13 protein-coding genes and 1 other RNA gene are annotated in these 19,538 nt (G+C 43.6%); 7 read left to right on the top strand and 7 right to left on the bottom strand.

Annotated elements, in window-relative coordinates; genetic code table 11:
• Nucleotides 1-123: 123 nt before the first annotated feature.
• On the bottom strand, nt 124-1,335 hold the full coding sequence (locus tag LMH66_RS07830) for an MFS transporter (protein ID WP_229369170.1): 1,212 nt from the start codon (nt 1,333-1,335) through the stop codon (nt 124-126).
• A gap of 163 nt (nt 1,336-1,498) precedes the next feature.
• Here LMH66_RS07830 and LMH66_RS07825 point away from each other — a divergent pair, with 163 nt between their 5' ends.
• Nucleotides 1,499-2,380, top strand: a complete 882-nt coding sequence (locus tag LMH66_RS07825) for a LysR family transcriptional regulator (RefSeq protein ID WP_229369169.1) — start codon at nt 1,499-1,501, stop codon at nt 2,378-2,380.
• Between the two features lie 136 nt (nt 2,381-2,516).
• Here LMH66_RS07825 and LMH66_RS07820 read toward each other — a convergent pair whose 3' ends face one another.
• From LMH66_RS07820 to LMH66_RS07795, 6 genes are all read right to left on the bottom strand, one after another.
• Complete coding sequence (locus LMH66_RS07820; protein WP_229369168.1) at nt 2,517-3,290, bottom strand: 5-formyltetrahydrofolate cyclo-ligase; 774 nt, start codon at nt 3,288-3,290, stop codon at nt 2,517-2,519.
• A gap of 226 nt (nt 3,291-3,516) precedes the next feature.
• The gene (locus LMH66_RS07815) at nt 3,517-5,403 is read right to left on the bottom strand and encodes a hypothetical protein (RefSeq protein ID WP_229369167.1); all 1,887 of its coding nucleotides are present in this window, start codon (nt 5,401-5,403) and stop codon (nt 3,517-3,519) included.
• A gap of 54 nt (nt 5,404-5,457) precedes the next feature.
• Nucleotides 5,458-7,941, bottom strand: coding sequence for a hypothetical protein (locus tag LMH66_RS07810; RefSeq protein WP_229369166.1), 2,484 nt, complete (start codon nt 7,939-7,941; stop codon nt 5,458-5,460).
• Nucleotides 7,942-7,983: 42 nt separating this feature from the next.
• Nucleotides 7,984-9,438: a glycerophosphodiester phosphodiesterase gene (locus tag LMH66_RS07805; RefSeq protein WP_229369165.1), complete on the bottom strand. Its 1,455-nt coding sequence runs from the start codon at nt 9,436-9,438 to the stop codon at nt 7,984-7,986.
• A gap of 388 nt (nt 9,439-9,826) precedes the next feature.
• Nucleotides 9,827-10,009, bottom strand: a non-coding RNA gene (gene ssrS / locus LMH66_RS07800) — 6S RNA.
• Between the two features lie 62 nt (nt 10,010-10,071).
• A complete protein-coding gene (locus tag LMH66_RS07795) occupies nt 10,072-10,380 on the bottom strand; it encodes a cell division protein ZapA (RefSeq protein WP_102528275.1) in 309 nt (102 codons plus the stop codon).
• A gap of 688 nt (nt 10,381-11,068) precedes the next feature.
• On the opposite strand from LMH66_RS07795, the gene LMH66_RS07790 reads away from it, so the two are divergent.
• The 6 genes from LMH66_RS07790 to gcvP all read left to right on the top strand — a co-directional run bounded on the left by LMH66_RS07790 (nt 11,069) and on the right by gcvP (nt 19,354).
• Nucleotides 11,069-11,644: a UPF0149 family protein gene (locus tag LMH66_RS07790; RefSeq protein ID WP_229369164.1), complete on the top strand. Its 576-nt coding sequence runs from the start codon at nt 11,069-11,071 to the stop codon at nt 11,642-11,644.
• 112 nt (nt 11,645-11,756) lie between these two features.
• Complete coding sequence (gene ubiH, locus LMH66_RS07785) at nt 11,757-13,088, top strand: 2-octaprenyl-6-methoxyphenyl hydroxylase (protein ID WP_267869116.1); 1,332 nt, start codon at nt 11,757-11,759, stop codon at nt 13,086-13,088.
• 58 nt (nt 13,089-13,146) lie between these two features.
• A complete protein-coding gene (locus tag LMH66_RS07780; protein ID WP_229369163.1) occupies nt 13,147-14,358 on the top strand; it encodes an FAD-dependent oxidoreductase in 1,212 nt (403 codons plus the stop codon).
• Nucleotides 14,359-14,633: 275 nt separating this feature from the next.
• The gene (gene gcvT / locus LMH66_RS07775) at nt 14,634-15,728 is read left to right on the top strand and encodes a glycine cleavage system aminomethyltransferase GcvT (RefSeq protein ID WP_229369162.1); all 1,095 of its coding nucleotides are present in this window, start codon (nt 14,634-14,636) and stop codon (nt 15,726-15,728) included.
• A gap of 172 nt (nt 15,729-15,900) precedes the next feature.
• The gene (gene gcvH, locus LMH66_RS07770) at nt 15,901-16,290 is read left to right on the top strand and encodes a glycine cleavage system protein GcvH (protein ID WP_102528280.1); all 390 of its coding nucleotides are present in this window, start codon (nt 15,901-15,903) and stop codon (nt 16,288-16,290) included.
• Between the two features lie 175 nt (nt 16,291-16,465).
• Nucleotides 16,466-19,354 carry an aminomethyl-transferring glycine dehydrogenase gene (gcvP, locus tag LMH66_RS07765; RefSeq protein ID WP_229369161.1) on the top strand — a complete coding sequence of 963 codons (2,889 nt, stop codon included), beginning with the start codon at nt 16,466-16,468 and terminating at the stop codon, nt 19,352-19,354.
• Nucleotides 19,355-19,538: the final 184 nt, after the last annotated feature.

The following is a 19,538-nucleotide window of genomic DNA, read 5'->3' as shown; positions in this document are numbered from 1 at the left end:
TTTAAAATACTGCGCTATGTTGTCGATTAATGATGATATCACGATGTTCAGTGAAGATAGGCTAAGCGCAAGGCTTAGCCTATTTATGTCGTCACTAAAACATTATGTCATGACAGCCAAAAGTTAGTCAGAGCATAGACTTTGAGCGTCAGATTGAGCCTTTGTATTTAAACCTGCCGTCTTGTTATCTAGTCGGCCACTTAATCGTGTTAATCCCAGTGCGATCAATACAATCACAGCGCCAACCCAAGGGGTGTGCATTAAGCCTGCGTTAGCCACAATTAATCCGCCGCCCCAAGCGCCTAATGCAATACCGACGTTAAATGCGGCGATGTTTAAACCTGAAGCCACATCAACGGCATCTGGCGTGTATTTTTCTGCTAGCTTGACTACGTATACCTGTAAACCAGGGACATTACCGAAAGCAAATGCGCCCCAAATCAAGATAGTGATTACAGCCGTCACAGGGTTAACAGCGGCAAAGTTAAACATGATCAATACCGTTACCAAACCAGAGAATATGATGGTTAGCGCTTTAATCGGGCCCATTTTATCTGCCATTTTACCGCCCCAAATATTACCGACGGCTACCGAAACACCATAAACCAACATAATCAGTGCTATCGCATCAGGATTAAAACCTGAAACTTGCTCTAAAATTGGCGCGAGAAAAGTAAAAGCGGTGAATGTGCCGCCATAACCCAAAGCGGTAATTGCGTATACCAGCAATAAGCGTGGCTGAGTTAATACTTTAACTTGAGCCGATAACTTAGCCGCTGGTGGCTGTTTTAAGTTATTAGGCACTAATATCGCGCTACCAATTAGGGCGATTAAACCCAGTACAGCGACGACTAAAAAGGTGGCTTGCCAACCGAATTCCTGGCCAATGTAAGTACCTAACGGCACCCCTGTCACCAAGGCTACAGTGAGGCCGGTAAACATAATGGCAATAGCGCTGGCAGCTTTTTCTTTTGGCACTAAACCTGTCGCAATGGTTGAGCCAATCGAAAAGAAAACACCATGGGCTAAGCCAGTCAGTATTCGCGCCAGCATCAAGGTAGTGTAATCAGGCGATTGCCACGCCAAGAAGTTGCCGACTACAAACAATGCCATTACGGCAAGTAACACATGTTTGCGATTCCATTTACCCGTAAGGGCTGTTAGCACAGGAGCGCCAATGGCGACCCCTAATGCATATAAACTAACAAGTAACCCTGCTGATGGCAGAGTGACATTTAAATCGGCAGCCATAGTCGGAATTAAGCCGACGATGACAAATTCAGTGGTACCGATAGCAAAGGCGCTAAGCGTCAATGCAAGGAGTGCTAAAGGCATAATATTGTCTCATTCAAGTAATTAACTTCAGTGCGTGTTTTGTTTCAATGACGCTATTATGCCGACAAGCTTATTTGCTAAAAATAGTGCTTTTTACAAATTACTTTTGTCATTAATAGTTATAATGAAGGGGGAATGACATTGAAAGATTAAGGGTATAGACATGCTGACAAGATCCGATGATTTAACCATCTTACTGACCGTGGTAGATACCGGAGGGTTTTCTGCAGCAGCAGAAGCACTGGATATTCAAGTTGCAAGGGTATCGCGTGCTGTGAGTAAAATTGAAAAGCAGTTGGGCGTATCTATTCTTAATCGCACCACCAGACGCGTGAATGTTACTGACGAGGGGCGACGTTTTATTGATTCAATTCGCACAGGGTTGCAGCAGATCCAACAGGCTGAAGATGATCTTATGGCACAAAAAGAAATGCCTCAAGGCCGCTTACGCGTGGATGCCGCTAGCCCATTTGTATTCCATCAACTTGTGCCACTCATAAAGTCATTTAATCAGGCATACCCTAACATTCAATTAGAGCTAAGCTCCAACGAAGGCATTGTCGATTTAATTGAAAAACGCACCGACTTAGCCATTCGAATCGGTCATTTATCAGATTCTTCATTACACGCTAGAGCACTGGGTAAAAGCGCCTTGTACTTAGTGGCAGCACCAGAATATCTCGCTACTCGAGGCATACCGATGCAAACCGCCGATTTAAGCGCACACGACACCATAGGTTTAACAGGCTCAAAAGCACTCAATCAATGGCCGTTAAAAGGATTTGAAGCACTTAACCCGAGTTTTTCATCCAGTAACGGTGAGACGGTGCGTCAGTTAGCGTTAGCAGGTAATGGCATTGCGTGTTTATCAGGCTTTATGGTCAAAAAAGATATTGAAGCTGGGCGATTGATATCGATACTAGAAACACAAAAGCTATCTAATACAGCAAGGGAACAGATTAACGCTGTGTACTATCGTTCCTCCACAGTCGCCAAGCGGATCTCTGCCTTCATCGACTTTATTCAACCTAAGTTGAGTTTGTAGTTGGTTAAGCTAACTTTTGCGCTCAGTCAATATTGGCAATGCCAAATCTTGAGCGTATCCTTCAACTTTTCATTAAGCCAACTTTTCATTAAGCTAACTTTTGATTAAGCCAATTTTTCATTAAGCCTACTGCGCATTACCCCAAATGTGCTGAGAAAATTCTTCTTGTTGGCGTAATGATCACCGGTAAGGGCACATCCCAATACTCTATTGGCAAAAAGCTCACTTGTTGGCAGTCATGGGCATAACCTACAGCCAGAGGTTTATTGTCAGTTACTTGTGCTAGGGTTCGATCGTAAAAGCCGCCGCCCATCCCCATACGGTTACCTTGATCATCAAACGCCACTAATGGAGTCACAATCATATCTAGTTGGTTTACTGTAACCATATGGCGGATATCTAACTTAGGCTCAGCAATATCATAGCGATTGTTAATCATCTGGGTATCCGGGGTGTAGCGCATAAACAGTAAATGGCCCTTAGCAAAAGGGTGCAAGCGCGGTAAATACACCTCAACATCATGTTTCCATAACGCTTCAATTAACTTGCCTGTTGCTAATTCGCCATCAAAACCTAAATACAGTGCGACCCGCTTAGCAGAAATCCGTTGAATTTCGGCTAACAAGTGACGGCTGGCAATTAAAGCCAATTGATTTTGATCCGCCGCTGAAATCCCATTACGTTGCTGCCTGATATGGCGACGTATATTGTCGCGGCTCATATCATTACTATCAAAAATAGGCTCAGATAATGAAGGATCGGTAAAAGAGTCAGTTTCCAACATTATTTGATGAGATACCGCAGGATCAGTTGCAGTGCTGCTAGAGGAAAAATAGGTAATTGAGGTTTGAATTGCAGCTTGAGTTAATGGCTGCTCATCTGAATTAGTCATAAAACGCGTCATGCTCATAGGTAGGAAGTACTCCATCACTTACAAATGAAAGATAAAAAGGCGTTATTAATAAGGAAACCGTTTTCAGGTTATCGCGATAAAGCAAAATTTCAAAGAAGATAATCAACTGTTTAAGCAGCATTTGCTTATATGACGAGAATTAATCAGTTGTAAGATAAAAAAACGCAGATTAGGTTACCCATAATCTGCGTTTTTCAATTGTGTATTACTTAGCAATGATGGGTTATTTTTCCATGTTCATTGATTTTAGTAATACTGGGCTGTCGTATTCAGCAACTAAACATTTCGCTTTTAGCCAGAATTGGCGACGTGTAAGGAAGTAGGCAAATATTACTGATAACATGGCCCATTCAACTAGGTTTTCGGCCATAAATCGAGTGCCAGGATGTAAAAACTCCAATAATTCATACGGATACCTTCCATGATTTTCAATAAAACCGACTCGAGTATTCAATAAATACAGGCCGTAATGCATGGCGCAGAAGGCACCAATACCGGCGATGAACCCAAGTAACTTGGTATACCATCTGTTAGGCAATTTAGCGCCAAACATCATAAAGTAAAAGCCCACTAATATTGATGCTGCCAATAATGCATTGGTTACTTCTAATGGATGGTTAATAACTTCAAGCCCGTTATAGAACAAGCTGAACCCAATATGTGGGACGAGTATGGTTAAACTGAATGCGAGTAACCATGTCTTCCCAGGGCCAATGTTCTTCCAATACCACTTTTTGACGCATTGAAAGCTCAGCCAGAAAAAGCCAAAAAAGAATAAGTAATTACATAAAGCAGGCAGGCCAAATAAGGCAAACTTCATTGTTAGTAATGCAAAATACCATTCAGGAAGCTGTAGTACACTCATGCGGTATGCAGAATCTTGTGCAAAAGTGGGGTACATGGCAGCGAATAAAATGCCTAAAGTAAGGAATAGAAAAGTGAAACTGATCAAGCCGCCAAACATTTTAGGTGCAATACCTTTAACACTTTGTTTTTTAAGCTGGGTCACTAAGGTCTGATAATTGGAGACCACAGCCTCTTTAATATCATTAGAAACCCAGTTTTCTTCCAGTAATCCAATTTTTGTTTTGGTTTCGCTAGCTTCAATGATGTCTTTAATCGCAGGCGTTGCCAGTACCGATTTATCAGTTGATTGACTACCGCCACCTAATTGCTTGGCCACACTCCACACAGCTGGATCGTAAACACCACCGGCATCGTGGGTGTTATTATTGCTCCCAGCAAAGCACATTGTGGTATCAACTTGATCGATATTGGCAGTAAATTGCAAAGTAGGCAGGTTAGCGGTAAAGGCATATATAAAGGTGCAACCATCTAACGCACCTTCTACATTAACTTCGGTGACTTCAGTTAATTGGTGAACGAGTTTTAGGCCGGTTTTCTTAACGTAATCGGTAGTCCATTCATGGTAATCATTGGTGTTATAAGCCCACTTTGTGCTGCGTATTGCATTACCGTCAATGGTGTAACTAAAGTAGAGATAACCACCACCATCACAAGTGCGACAAGTGACCTTGCCACTTCCGCCACATCCGCCACAAGTATTACTACCGCTCCCCCAACAAGCAGAACATGACTCCGTAGTATGAACCGTGCGATTGTTTTCATAACGAGTGACATGATTACGGCCCTTGCCGCCGCAACTTGAACAAGAAGTACTGCCACGACCATGACAACTAGAACAAGTATCTTTACCTGTACCGTCACAGGTATAACAGACTTTACTGCCTACATAAGTCTCAGGGGCTGATTTTAAGCCCCTATCTTTAATCAAAAAATTCTCAGAAATATCAGGGCCGAGGATTTTAAGGAAGCGATCGTTGAACAAGCTATTTTGACCGCTAACATATTGTTTAGCAGTATCATTAGCACAACTATAGGCATTTGATGCCGAGCCAGATTTTATACCTGCTGGGAAATGGCCACCGTGTTCATGTTCGGTCACGCCAATTTCAATTGTCCAACCAAAGGTAAAATTGAGTTCTGGCAGTTTCGATTCTTCGTTACTTAATACAACGGGTACATTAACACCCGTTAAGTCTTTACCGTTATTGCGGATAAACTCTTGGAATTGTTCTAATTTACTCACGTAATACTTCCTATCAATCAATGCGTGAATGGTGCTTTAAACAGTTAAAACGCGTTATAGTTTTATGGTAAATTCCGTTTCATCGGCCTTGAGGTATACCCACTTTCTAACAGCTTGATGGCCACTGGCAGACACTTTTATGTCATAGCCTCCAGGCGGCAGCATCATACCTGCCGCATATTTCGGTTTTATGTTCATTACGGCGATATTGGCACCACTAATATTAGTAGTAATAGTGAGTGGCAATAAGGCTTTAGCTACAGATGCTGAGCTTGGCTGAGAGCTGGTTTCATGCTCTGGCATGATGGCTAAATCAAAGCGGTTAATCGGCTCGCTAATCGCATCAAATCCCCGAGTAATCATTAGGTGTTCATCGATCCGAGCACCAATAGGTTGCACCATAGGCTGAGTCACCAATAACCATTTAAGTGCGAATGAAATACTGGCAGAGTCATTGTTTTCCATTTGCTCAAAAAAGTAATGCATAGCGGAATCTTTCATGGTGTATTGGTTACTACTCACTGTGATTGGTACGATAAAAATCGACAACAATAACACCGCAGAAATTCCGCCTTTAATGTAACCTGCTTTGGTTTTTTGTTTGCCATCGGCGGGTTCAGAATGGGTTTTATTGGCTTGCTTAGCTTGCACCAACTCAACGGCTTTCATCGGCAGTTTTAATACCGTTAATAACACTAATGCTAAGCTAATCGACATGGATATAGGTGGCACTATGGTTGCGCGCAGTGCAGATTTACCCGTTGATTCAAATGCGCCGCCATCAGCAAATTCAGCTTGCTGGGCCTCAAGTACATTAAGGTACTCTGTGGTTTTACGTTGAATATTAGGCTCAATAATACGCTGCTTAAATTCGCGGTTATTCCAATCTGCGAGAGTTGGGCTAACATAAAGCTCTTTCATTTTCCGTTCGATACGTTTTTGAATGTCGCCTTGCTTTTGGAATTGTGACCAACTCAAATTAGGCGGCATATCTAAGCCTTTATTTTTCATGCTTGAGCGCCAGCGTTTATCCGCTTCTTGGCGAACTTTTTTGGCAACGGCATTATCAAAACTGGTGCGATCAGCCATCACCCAAGTGGTGGGTAAAGACAAACCTTTTTGTTTGAGGGTTTTATTCACTTTAAGGCTGGTTAATTCATGATGTCTAAATTCATGAATAGACGAAATTCCTAATGGGTAACCACCTGATTCTTTGACAAAGTCAGGTTCCATTTTCACCATCAACACATTCTTATAGTGGTTAACATCATTGGTATAGACCATACGATGATCTTTAAAGCCTGCATCGCCGCCCGTCGCAGCATCAGCGGCTTGCATCGCGGTAAATAAACCAAACGTCATGATGCCGGTGATAATAGAGTTACCGACATTTTCAGACGTCGAAATCTCTTCGCGGATTAACCAATCATCAGGCGGAATATAAGGAATGCTGTATTTAGCGATTTCTTTGTCGTAGCCCTTTTGTAAGCGTTCATAACAGCTGTTTTTACGGCTGCCTTTTTTCATGTCGCCGCATTTATTGCGACGCTCAAAAAAGTCATACATTTTAGGGGCGATTTTTTGCGCTCTAGATTCAACTCGAGCTTCATAAGCGCTAACGCCTTTTTGATACTTACCCCAACCTTGTTTCACTTGATTTTGAGTATCTAGCCAATACTCATTTGAGCGTTCAGGTGAGCTTGCCAGTGCTTGGTTGTATTCGTTAGAACCTTGAGCATACTCTTTGTAATTATCCCGCAGTGAATGACGAAACTCATCATAGTTTGCGTAGTGCTCGTCAAAGCGAGACAACGCGCGATCGCGGACAAACTTTTCCATGATCATGCGCTTCTTTTGTTTAAGATCATCGACCAGTTTATCGTCAGCGTAAACTAAGCCACCAAACACCGATAAGAAGGTTTTTTCTGTGGCGTTATGGTCAGAGTCAGGGTCGTAATCAATGCCTTCAAACTGGATTGATTTTTCAATCAACGCACTGCGTAATACTTGAGATAAATAAGCTTGTTGACGCTCAGACGGTGACGAGGCATCAATAATAAAATGATCAACCAGCCATTTTTGCCCAAAAAAAACCGTTGGCCATACCAAGACTGCAATCAAGGCGAAGTAGCCAATGGCTCGGCCTACACGTGCGACTCGTTTGCCCTTTAATAGCATATCGGCCAACAACAGGGTGACACCAATACCACTGATGGTTCGGCCAAATAATTCAACCGCGCGTAAATCATCTTCGCTGGAGTTTTTGCCGCCTGCCACATCAGTTAGCGCAGCATTAAATACCGCCTCAGGGAATAAATACAATACCGAGCAAATAAACATCAGCAGCATCCACCAAAAAGGTTTGCCTAATTTGGTGATTTCATTTTCACGGGCTTGCTGGGCAGCGGCCTTTTCGGACGAGCTTTTCTGCTTTTTTTGTACTTTTTCTAATTGCTTTTCTGCCACTTGCATTTTCTGCTGTGTTGGCGTTTTATTGAGCAAGTTGGTTGCAAATGGGCTTTGTTTTTTATCAGTCATTTTGTTGCTTACTTTTTGTTTTTATTATTGTCTTTGTGTGCGCTATTTTGCTTTGCTATCAGGCAAAGTGAGTAAAATGGTTTCACCGGTTTTATGCTCAATTTTCTCGTCAGTAATGGTCGGGAATCCATGCTCAAGCAAGGGAGTTGGCGTGGTATTTTTCACCTGTGCCTTTTTGGCGCCGGTGATGGATTTAAGCCCGTCATTGAGAGAAAGGTAATAGCCTTCAGTCTGATAGCCCAACATTTCCTGAAAACGATCAAAGTCTGCATCTTGAGGCAATGATGCGATATAACGACCGAGGTTACTGAGCGGTTGGTAGCGCTTTGCTGGCACTGAGGCAGTAAATAAACGTTGGCAAATTTTATAAGGCGTCGCATCCACAATTACACCGTCAGGCAGCTTATTCTTGTTGAGTTTAAGCAGCTGTGTTTGATGATAGTCGGTGCCATTGAGTGAATAAGTATAGACTTTCATTCCTAAGCTATGAGCTCGACTTTTTACTGCTAAATGCTGCATATAGCTGCGAATATCCAGATGAATACCAGAATTGCTACCGAGCTTATTTTGCAGTTTTCTTAGGGCTTCGCTGCTGGTGTAGTCTTTGTAACGTGAACGATAGCGCTTAGTGCCGTAACGTCCAGCTAGCTCGATGTCATCTTGGTTATCAAGGTAATAGGCATCATTTTTAACCCCCTTACGTAAATCACTGCGTAGCCTTTCTATACTCGTTGGGTGGCCACCTTGTAAAAAACCAAGGTACACATAAGGGTTAATCCCACGAAGTTTGTATAAAGTGTCTTGATCTGCCGCTGAATAATAATAACCACTGAGGCCAATATATTTACGCAGCATATTGTCTAAATCGACAAGCTCTTGGCCATTGGCATCGGACTTTATTTCTACATTGAGTTTTTGCGAAGGCAGGCGATAAGCGGCAAATATCTTAAATGCTTCAGTGGCCGTAATTGGGCGCTCATTGAGTAAAGCATTCGTGTCTTTATCACGCAGTTTCAGTTCAGAAAAATCTTTGCGAGACATACGCTCAAGCTTGTAGCGCTCGCCAGTGTAGTGCACGGTTGCACGACCAGTTTGACTGTCATGGTGATTAACCCAAGTGCCATCTTTAAGTAGCATGACGTCAATTTCAACACTATTGAAGTTGTCATTTAATGCTGCAGCAATGGCGTTATAGCTACTTTCCGGCTGTCGAAAATCGCCACGGTGGGCTGAGATATCAATAGGACATTGTGCTGTTGATAGCATCTTAATATGGCCATGATTGGTGAGGTATAAATTACGATCGCCAAGCGCCATTTGGGTATCAATAATATCTAGGCCCTGACTAGCTGCATCAAGAGGTAAGTGAGCAAGTGCAGCGGGGACAACATAAGCTGGTTCAACGGGTTCTGGAGTTGATTTACAGCCAGATAAGATAACAAGACCAGTGATAACTATGAGGTTGAAAAAGGTAAAATGTCGGGTACGACCTGTCATAATCCATATTTACAAGTTATTAATATTGTAGGCTTTATACATGATTGTTTTCCCTGAAACAATATCAACCATAGTTTTAACGTGTGTATCTTTGTCAGTTTGCGATACGTAACAATTTTGCAGCCTGATTACACAAGTTTTGATACAGTTTTTGACAAAGTATTGGATAGTTAACTGAGTTGCTTAAGGGGAGGGTAACGTGGCGGGACTTGATTGTTAAGTTGTCGACATTGTACTAATAAGTATTGAGTTAAGTCTTTAGTTAAGTATTGAGTTAAGTGCTGAGAACAGACGCTTAATCGTAAAAGTATATGGCTAAATTTCAGAGTCAACTGCTGAAGATTCAGGCATAAAAAAACCACCCAATAAGGTGGTTTGTTTAATTAGGATGCTCCCCAGAATACCGACCGTCGGTGTAGCCCTTGAACCGTAGGTTCAAGGCGGGAAAATGTTCATCTCCTAAGGTTTCTCGGTACAAGCCGAGCATACGCAATGTCAATGAAAGCATTCACCCTGGGTTTGTAAATATCGGCACAGGGACATAACCTACAAGCGCATATCCCAGGGAGCAAAACCGGTGTGAATCATGTCAAACTCAACTTAAAATTGGCCTAACACAAGTCTAAAAATTGTTTAGTCGTCCTTGCTAGTTCGTTCAATCAGCGAGTTTTCTAACGTCGACTGTAATAACGAAATACGCTCATCCATTTGCGCCATGTACTGCTTATTCTTTTGCTGTTCTTCATGTAACTCGTAACCAATATTCAGCGCGGCCATAATGGCTAATTCTTCGCGGCTTAAATTGTTGGTACGTGCTTTCAGGTTAGTCAGCTGTTGCTCAACACCTTTAGCGATCGAACGCAATGCATCCTCTTGTCCTTTTGGACAAGCGATAGAGTAGGTGCGCCCTAAAAGGGAGATATCTATAGCACTATTACTCATATGTCGCTGAGGATCCTTATTCGTCTAAAATAAAAATTGTAGCAGTTTATCTAACCCCTTGACTGTAACGCTTTAGCATTAAAGCCATTTCTCTTTAAGATTAAGCCGTAAAGCTTATCGCATAACACTAAGTGCTTATTATCTAACACTCAATCAAGAGAATGGAACTAGCCTATTTGCGGACTATATAGCGCATATATTAAAAGTGCAAGGTAACTCGCGTCCTTAACACCTATTTGCTTGATGTATGAGCAGCTTAGGCCGCATATGTAACCTCTTAGTGACAACAGAGGTTAATTGCTAGCAATTTATCGCTATTCAAACTGAATCAACAGATACCGCAACTAGATACAGAATATGTTTATTTCGACCTGATTAAGCATACTAGTTTTGACACCATTCGCTTAGTTTATCGAGTTATATGTGGCAAGGTTTATATTAGCTTTTGATTTAGTTAATTCAGCACCATTAAAAAACTGAAAACAGAACCTAATGATTAACAATCAATTAGCCTGTTATCTAAGCTAATCATCCCAAGGTGCTTTATACTAAAGAGATTCACATCAAAGTTTGTATAAAAACACGTCACCGGTGGCTAAATTACTCAGCAAATTCTTGTGCAGAGTTTGGTGGCAGTTATTAACTCTGCTAGCATTGCAGCAGATTGAATATTTAATGGAACATTACCATGGCAACCCCTCCTTCTTTATGTATTGAAAAACTGAAAAAAGCACTCGATTCAGCTGAAATTGGTCAGCATCCAGTCGAGGTGCATGGCGCCTTAGTCGGGTTAATTTGTGGTGGGGTAGAACAAGCTAATACCGTTTGGCTAAAACCATTACTTGAATTGATGAACGATGGTCAGCCATTAACCAGCGAGTTACAGCAATTAATCACGGAACTGTTTCAAGACACAGCCACCCGTTTGGGCGATGCTGAATATGGGTTTAATCCGTTACTACCTGAAGAAGAAGAGCCACTAAGCACTCGTCTAGAATGCTTAGCTTTATGGGTACAAAGCTACCTTACTGCCATTGCGTTAATTCAGCCTAAACTGAATGGCGCATCATCAGATGTACGTGAAATCATTCAAGACTTAGGTGCGATTGCACAAGTTGAATTTGACGTAAGCGATGACGATGAATCAGAAGCTGCATTCATCGAACTGCATGAGTTTGTCAGAATGGCAGCTGTATTGTGTTATTCAGAGTTCGGCCCAGAAATCCCATTAGATGACAGCGAGCCAGCAGCGCCACTGCACTAATAATTTAAGCTTCACTAAGTACGAAACAGTAAATTAGTCAGCGAAAACACGCGCACAGATAATAAGTCTTGTGCGCAAGCGTCAATCTAATTAATAAAAAGAACACGCTTTTATGACCCAGCCAGAAACACTTTCAACGTCTACTAAGACTATTTCGAGTAACACAACGACAAATAAGCCTATTGCTAATAACGATGCAGAAAAAGTGGATATCACCATTGTTGGTGGTGCGATGGCAGGGGCCAGTCTCGCATTGGGTTTAGCCCAGCTTTCTGAAAAATATCAAACCAAACTTAACCGACCGTTATCAATTGCCATTATTGAAGCCGTAGCACCAGATGCCAATCATCCAGGGTTTGACGCGCGCTCTATTGCTATCGCCCATGGCTCAGTATTTGAATTAACTCGTTTAGGTATTTGGCCAAAACTTGCAAGCCTTGGCACCGAGATTGAAAACATCCACATATCCGATCGTGGTCATTTCGGCATGACAGAACTCAACGCTGAGCAGTTTAATCTCTCGTCCATGGGCCAAGTCGTTGAGCTGGCTAAAGTCGGAAAGGTTTTGTTTGATGAGTTAAAGCAACATGAGATTAAGCTTTATTGCCCAGCGACCTTAAACACCCTTGAAACTGACGCAACAGGTCACAGCTTAACCCTCAGTAATGGCCAGCAAATTCGTACTCAGTTGCTTGTAGCGGCTGACGGCGCACACTCCAAAGTACGCCAAGCACTAAAACAAGACATTGAAAAAGTTGAGTTTGACCAAGTCGCACTCGTTGCCAATGTACAAACTGATAAGCCGCATCAAGGTTGGGCTTATGAGCGATTTACCGACACTGGGCCTTTAGCGTTACTGCCGATGTCATCTGAATCTGTACAAGGTAAAAGCCATCAGCCACGTTTGTCATTGGTGTGGGCGCTTGATAGTGAGCAAGCACAAGCACTTAAAACCGCGCCCAAAGCTGAGTTTTTAGCATCATTACAATGCGCGTTTGGCAACCGAGCAGGGTGCTTTACCGATGTAGGCGAGCGTGTCAGTTATCCACTGACTTTGTCGTATATGCCGAGACCGATATACCATCGCACGGTATTTATTGGTAATGCTGCGCAAACCTTGCACCCGATTGCTGGCCAAGGGTTTAACTTAGGTTTACGTGATGTGGTCGGCTTAATTGATGCCATAGAAACAGTCATCAAATGCAGCCTGCAACAGCAACAAGCATTAGATATTGGCCAACACACTGTAATACATGATTATCTGTCACTACGTGAAGCTGATCGTAGCAATACCATCAACAATGTAGAGTTTTTAGTGCGCGGCTTCTCAAATCAGTACTGGCCATTAGTGGCTGGGCGCAGTCTAGGGCTAAGATTGTTGTCATGGTGTCCGCCGCTCAAAGCACCTATTGCCCATAAAGCAATGGGTTGGAAAAGTGCCTAAAGATTGCAAGTGCAGTTATAAAGCATCTCAGTAAACCGATTGAAGATTAAGGATTAACATGTTTCAAACTCAGACCTATGATGTAGCCATAGTTGGCGGTGGAATGGTTGGCTTGGCAACGGCAATCGGTTTAGCCGAGGCAAACTTAAATGTGGTGGTAATTGATGCGGGCCAAACAGAGGCAGTGTCAGGTGAGCCACGTTTACGTGTGAGTGCGATTAACAAAGCCAGTGAGCGATTACTAACAAACTTAGGTGCTTGGCAATACATTGACCAAGCCCGCACTGCGCCTTATCAAAAAATGGCTGTATGGGACAAAGACGGATTAGGCAAAATTGCCTTTGATGCCGCCAGCATCAGTGAGCCATCCCTTGGGGCGATTATCGAAAACCAATCCATCAGTTACGCCTTAGCTAAACGTACCAGCGAATTAACTAACATTACCCATCTTGAAGGCCAGCGACTTGAACGCATCGCTTTTGGTGAACGTGAGTCGTGGTTAACCTTAGATAACGGCGAAAACTTAAGTGCTGCGTTAGTGGTTGCAGCTGATGGCGCTAACTCTTGGGTGCGAACCCAGTGCCAAATTCCACTGACATTTTGGGATTACGGCCACCACGCCATTGTAGCCACCATTCGCACGAGTCAGCCCCATGAAGATACCGCTCGTCAGGTGTTTTTAGCCGACGGCCCATTAGCATTACTGCCACTATACGAAGACAATCTTTGTTCTATCGTATGGTCAGTATCGCCCCAAGAAGCCGAAAGGCTATTAGCGTTATCGCCTGAAGAATTCTCTAAAGCCTTAACCGCAGCATCTGATGGTCGTTTAGGCATATGTGAACTGGTGAGCGAGCGTCAATCACACCCACTGCGTATGCGTTATGCACGCCACTTTGCTCGTCATCGTTTGTTATTGGCAGGCGACGCCGCACACACCATTCATCCGTTAGCTGGCCAAGGGGTTAACTTAGGCTTTTTAGATGCGGCCAGTATTATCGAAACCGTTAGCGAGTTACATGACGCGGGTAAAGATCTCGGTGATTACGCCAACCTTCGAGCACTAGAGCGCTGGCGAAAAGCTGAAGCGATAGAGATGATCAGTGCAATGGAAGGTTTCAAACGACTATTCGCAGGCAGCAATCCAGTTAAAAAAGCCTTACGTGATTTGGGTTTAAACCTGATTGATAATGTCGCTGGACTAAAAACAGTGTTCATCAAACAGGCTATAGGCAATAAACTGAAACTTCCTAAACTTTGCCGTGAGTAAAATTTGACATCACTTCGGTCTAAAACCTCTTATATATCAGGGGATCGGCCGAAGTAGATGAAATTCTTGTAAAAAAACTACATCCTTCGCATTAGTTAAACTAATGTTAAAATCTCGGATTAGAAAATTTCCTACTATACAAAGTTCACCCTATGGGTATAATTTTGCCCCATTCATAGCCGTGAATATCGGAAAGACGATATTTCCAATGTTCACGGTATATAAATCGCCTTCACCTGTTGTACCCTCAGAAGGCTCATAAAAAAGAGATAATAATGGCTAATAAAACTGTACTCTTTAACAAGCACTTAGAATCAAATGGCAAGATGGTAGATTTCCACGGTTGGGATATGCCACTTAACTATGGTTCACAAATCGAAGAACATAACGCAGTGCGCCAAGACGCAGGCATGTTCGATGTATCACACATGACAGTGGTTGATGTGACCGGTACCGATGCTTGTGCATTCCTACGCAAATTATTAGCAAACGATATTGCTAAGCTAAAAGTCGCTGGCAAAGCGCTTTACAGCGGCATGCTAGACGACAACGCTGGCGTTATCGACGACCTCATTACTTATTACCTTACTGACACCCATTACCGTGTGGTGGTTAACTCAGCCACTCGCGTTAAAGATTTAGCCTGGATGGAAAAACAGTCAGCAAGTTTTGATGTGACCATTACTGAGCGCCCTGAGCTTGCAATGATTGCTGTGCAAGGTCCTAATGCGAAAGCTAAAGCGGCTACAGTATTCAGCGCTGAGCAAAACGCCGCCGTTGAAGGCATGAAAATGTTCTTTGGTGTGCAGTCAGAATCATTATTTATTGCGACCACAGGTTACACCGGCGAAGCGGGTTACGAAATCATCGTCCCAGAAGCTGAAGCTGAAAGCTTATGGCAAGCACTGCTTGAAGCAGGCGTTAAGCCATGTGGCCTAGGCGCACGTGACACCCTACGTTTAGAAGCGGGCATGAACCTATACGGTTTAGACATGGATGAAACCATTAACCCGTTAGCAGCAAACATGGGCTGGACTATCGCATGGGAGCCAGAAGATCGTGACTTCATTGGCCGCGCAGCACTAACAGAAATTAAAGCAGCAGGGCCAGACAAATTAGTTGGCCTTATCATGGAACAAAAAGGTGTATTACGTCACGGCATGCCAGTGTTCTTCACTGACGCAGATGGCGTTGAACATGAAGGTTCGATCACCAGCGGGACTTTCTCGCCAACTTTAGGCTATTCTATTGCCATGGCGCGTGTACCTAAGGGTATTAGTGATACGGCTGAAGTCGAAATGCGTAAAAAGCGCGTAGCTGTTAAAGTCATTGCACCAAGTTTCGTACGTAACGGTAAACAAGCATTCTGATGTGAGTAAGCAAAATTGTGATTTCACAGCACATTTTGCGACTAACATATTTTGGAATAAGTACTTATTTAGATAATATCAATCAATAGTCAACGAGTTGACGATTAAGTACTTATCCCATTAACTCAAATAAAAATTGCGCTTTAAATTTATAGATATAGGAATTACGACAATGAGCAACATTCCAGCTGAACTTAAATATGCTTCATCACATGAGTGGATCCGTAAAGAAGAAGACGGAACATACACTGTGGGTATCACTGAGCATGCACAAGAGCTATTAGGTGACATGGTATTCGTAGAATTACCAGAAGTCGGCGATACAGTCACTGCTGGCGAAGACTGCGCAGTAGCTGAGTCTGTAAAAGCTGCATCTGACATCTACGCACCAATTTCAGGTGACGTTGTTGCCGTTAACGAAGCACTAGAAGATTCACCAGAGCTAGTTAACAGCGAAGCATTTGGCGAAGGTTGGTTCTTCCGCGTTAAGCCATCTGACGAAGCTGAAGTGGCTAACCTGTTAGATGCTGACGGTTACCAAGAAGTGATTGACGAAGAATAATCGTCGACGCTAATAGAAGCTCCCCTGGGAGCTTCTTTTGTTTTGCCTTTAAAAATTTATTAATGGCATAAGCGATCCTTACGCTTGCTATTAAAGTATTGCACAACAACATTTTTCCCTAGACCAGTTTAATGCCCTACAGCTTGATTCTGGCAGATTTGGAACACGACTTCTCATGACAAAGCAAACCCTAACTCAATTAGAGCAACACGAATTATTTTTAAGCCGACATATCGGCCCTAACCAAGCTCAACAGCAAGAAATGTTGAACTATGTTGGCGCAGAATCGCTTGAAGACTTAACCGCACAAACTGTGCCTGGTTCAATTCGTTTACCGCAAGAATTGACCATTGGTGATTCATGTGGCGAAGCGGAAGGTACAGCCTACATCCGCACCATTGCTGATAAAAACAAAGTATTCAAAAGCTACATCGGCATGGGCTACTACGGTACTGAAGTACCAAACGTCATTTTACGTAACGTGTTTGAAAATCCGGGTTGGTACACAGCGTACACCCCGTACCAGCCAGAAATTGCTCAAGGTCGTTTAGAAGCCATTCTTAACTTCCAACAAGTGTCGATGGACTTAACCGGTCTTGACCTTGCATCAGCATCACTACTTGATGAAGCGACCGCCGCTGCTGAAGCAATGGCAATGGCAAAACGTGTGTCTAAAGCCAAAAAAGCCAACATTTTCTTTGTGGCAGACGACGTATTCCCACAAACATTAGATGTAGTGCAAACCCGCGCAGAATGTTTTGGTTTTGAAGTGATTGTTGGCCCAGCAGCAGAAGCCGCAAACTACGAGCTATTTGGCGCATTATTCCAGTACACCAACCGTTTTGGTGAAATCACCGACAACACTGAGCTGTTTGCTAAGCTTGCTGAAAAGAAAGCGATTGTGACTGTTGCTGCTGACATCATGTCACTGGTACTGCTTAAGTCACCGGGTTCAATGGGCGCAGATATCGTATTTGGTAGTGCACAGCGTTTTGGCGTACCAATGGGTTACGGTGGACCACACGCTGCATTTTTCGTTGCCCGTGATGCACACAAGCGTTCAATGCCTGGTCGTATTATTGGTGTATCAAAAGATACACGCGGTAATGACGCACTGCGTATGGCAATGCAAACACGCGAGCAACACATTCGCCGTGAAAAAGCCAACTCAAACATTTGTACTGCACAAATCTTATTAGCGAATATGGCGTCGTTCTACGCCGTGTTCCATGGCCCACAAGGGCTTAAAACCATTGCTAGCCGCATTAACCGTTTAACTGACATTCTAGCGACTGGCCTTAAAGCCAAAGGCGTTGAGTTAGTTAACAACACTTGGTTCGACACCATCAGTGTTAAAGGCTTAGACGTAGCAGCAGTTACAGCTCGCGCTGTCGATGCAGAATTAAACTTACGTATCGATGCTGACGGCATTTTGGGTATCAGCTTAGATGAAACCACCACACGCGAAGATATCGACCAGTTATTGACTGTGATTATCGGTGAAGGTCATGGCCTTGATGTTACGGCTATCGATGGCGACATCGTAGGTAACGGCTTTAGCTCAATCCCAGCAGAGCTTGAGCGTAAAGATGCCATCTTGACCCACCCAACATTCAATCGCTACCAAAGCGAAACTGAAATGATGCGTTACATCAAGCGTCTAGAAAACAAAGATTTAGCCCTAAACCATTCAATGATTTCATTAGGCTCATGTACCATGAAGCTTAACGCAGCCGTTGAAATGCTACCGGTAAGCTGGCCAGAATTTGCCAACATGCACCCATTCTGCCCGCTAGACCAAGCGCAAGGTTACACTCAGCTAATCAATGAGTTATCTGACTTCCTAGTCAACATCACAGGCTACGATGCCGTGTGTATCCAACCTAACTCAGGCGCACAAGGCGAATACGCAGGACTGCTGGCGATTAAGAAATACCACGAGTCACGCGGCGAAGGGCACAGAGACATCTGCTTAATCCCACAATCTGCTCACGGCACTAACCCTGCATCGGCGCAGCTTGCAGGCATGAAAGTGGTCGTGACAGCATGTGATAAAGAAGGCAACGTCGACGTAGAAGACTTACGTGCAAAAGCCGCTGAGCTTGCAGACAGCCTATCGTGCATCATGATCACCTACCCATCGACTCACGGTGTGTATGAAGAATCAATCGCTGAGATTTGTGAAATCGTCCATGAGTTTGGCGGTCAAGTTTACCTTGATGGCGCCAACATGAACGCACAGGTTGGCTTAACGTCACCGGGCTTTATTGGCGCAGATGTATCGCACCTTAATCTACATAAAACCTTCGCAATTCCACATGGCGGCGGCGGACCAGGTATGGGCCCAATCGGCATTAAAAAGCATTTAGCGCCGTTTGTAGCAGGTCACCAAATCGTTAAGCCAGGCCGCGAAAGCGACAACAATGGCGCTGTATCAGCCGCGCCATACGGCAGTGCTAGCATCCTACCTATCAGCTGGATGTACATTAAACTGCTAGGCACCGAAGGCGTGAAACAGTCTACTCAAATGGCACTGCTAAACGCTAACTATGTAATGAAGAAACTGTCAGGTCACTACCCAGTATTATTCACTGGCCGTAACGACCGTGTAGCGCACGAATGTATTATCGACTTACGTCCGCTTAAAGAGTCTTCAGGCATTACCGAAATGGATATTGCTAAGCGTCTAAATGATTACGGTTTCCATTCGCCAACCATGAGCTTCCCAGTAGCGGGCACCTTAATGATTGAGCCAACAGAATCAGAGTCAAAAGTTGAGCTAGACCGTTTCGCAGAAGCGATGATCTCAATTCGCAAAGAGATCGCCAAAGTAGAATCAGGCGAGTGGCCAAGCGACAACAACCCACTGCATAATGCACCGCACACCATGGCAGATATTATGGACCCAGCGTTTGATACACGCCCATACAGCCGTGAAGAAGCCGTGTTCCCATCAGCAGCGGTTAAGGCGAATAAGTTCTGGCCGACAGTTAATCGTATTGATGATGTGTATGGGGACCGTAATTTGATGTGTTCTTGCGTCCCTATCAGCGACTACGAATAATTGCTGTTTGGGCTTGATAATACGGCCTCAGTTTAAGGTTTTCGCTGCTCATTGACACCAGTCAACTCCGCGGCGAAAACCTCAAACTTCATTGTTTTATCATCGCCAGCGACGCAATTATGGTGATGTAGGGTGAGTTGAAGTTTAGCTATTTATCAAAGTGAAAAAGCGAACCGTGTGGTTC

Source organism: Shewanella sp. 10N.7, assembly GCF_020806285.1.
GTDB lineage: Bacteria > Pseudomonadota > Gammaproteobacteria > Enterobacterales > Shewanellaceae > Shewanella > Shewanella electrodiphila.
This window is presented reverse-complemented; position numbering and strand designations above follow the sequence as displayed.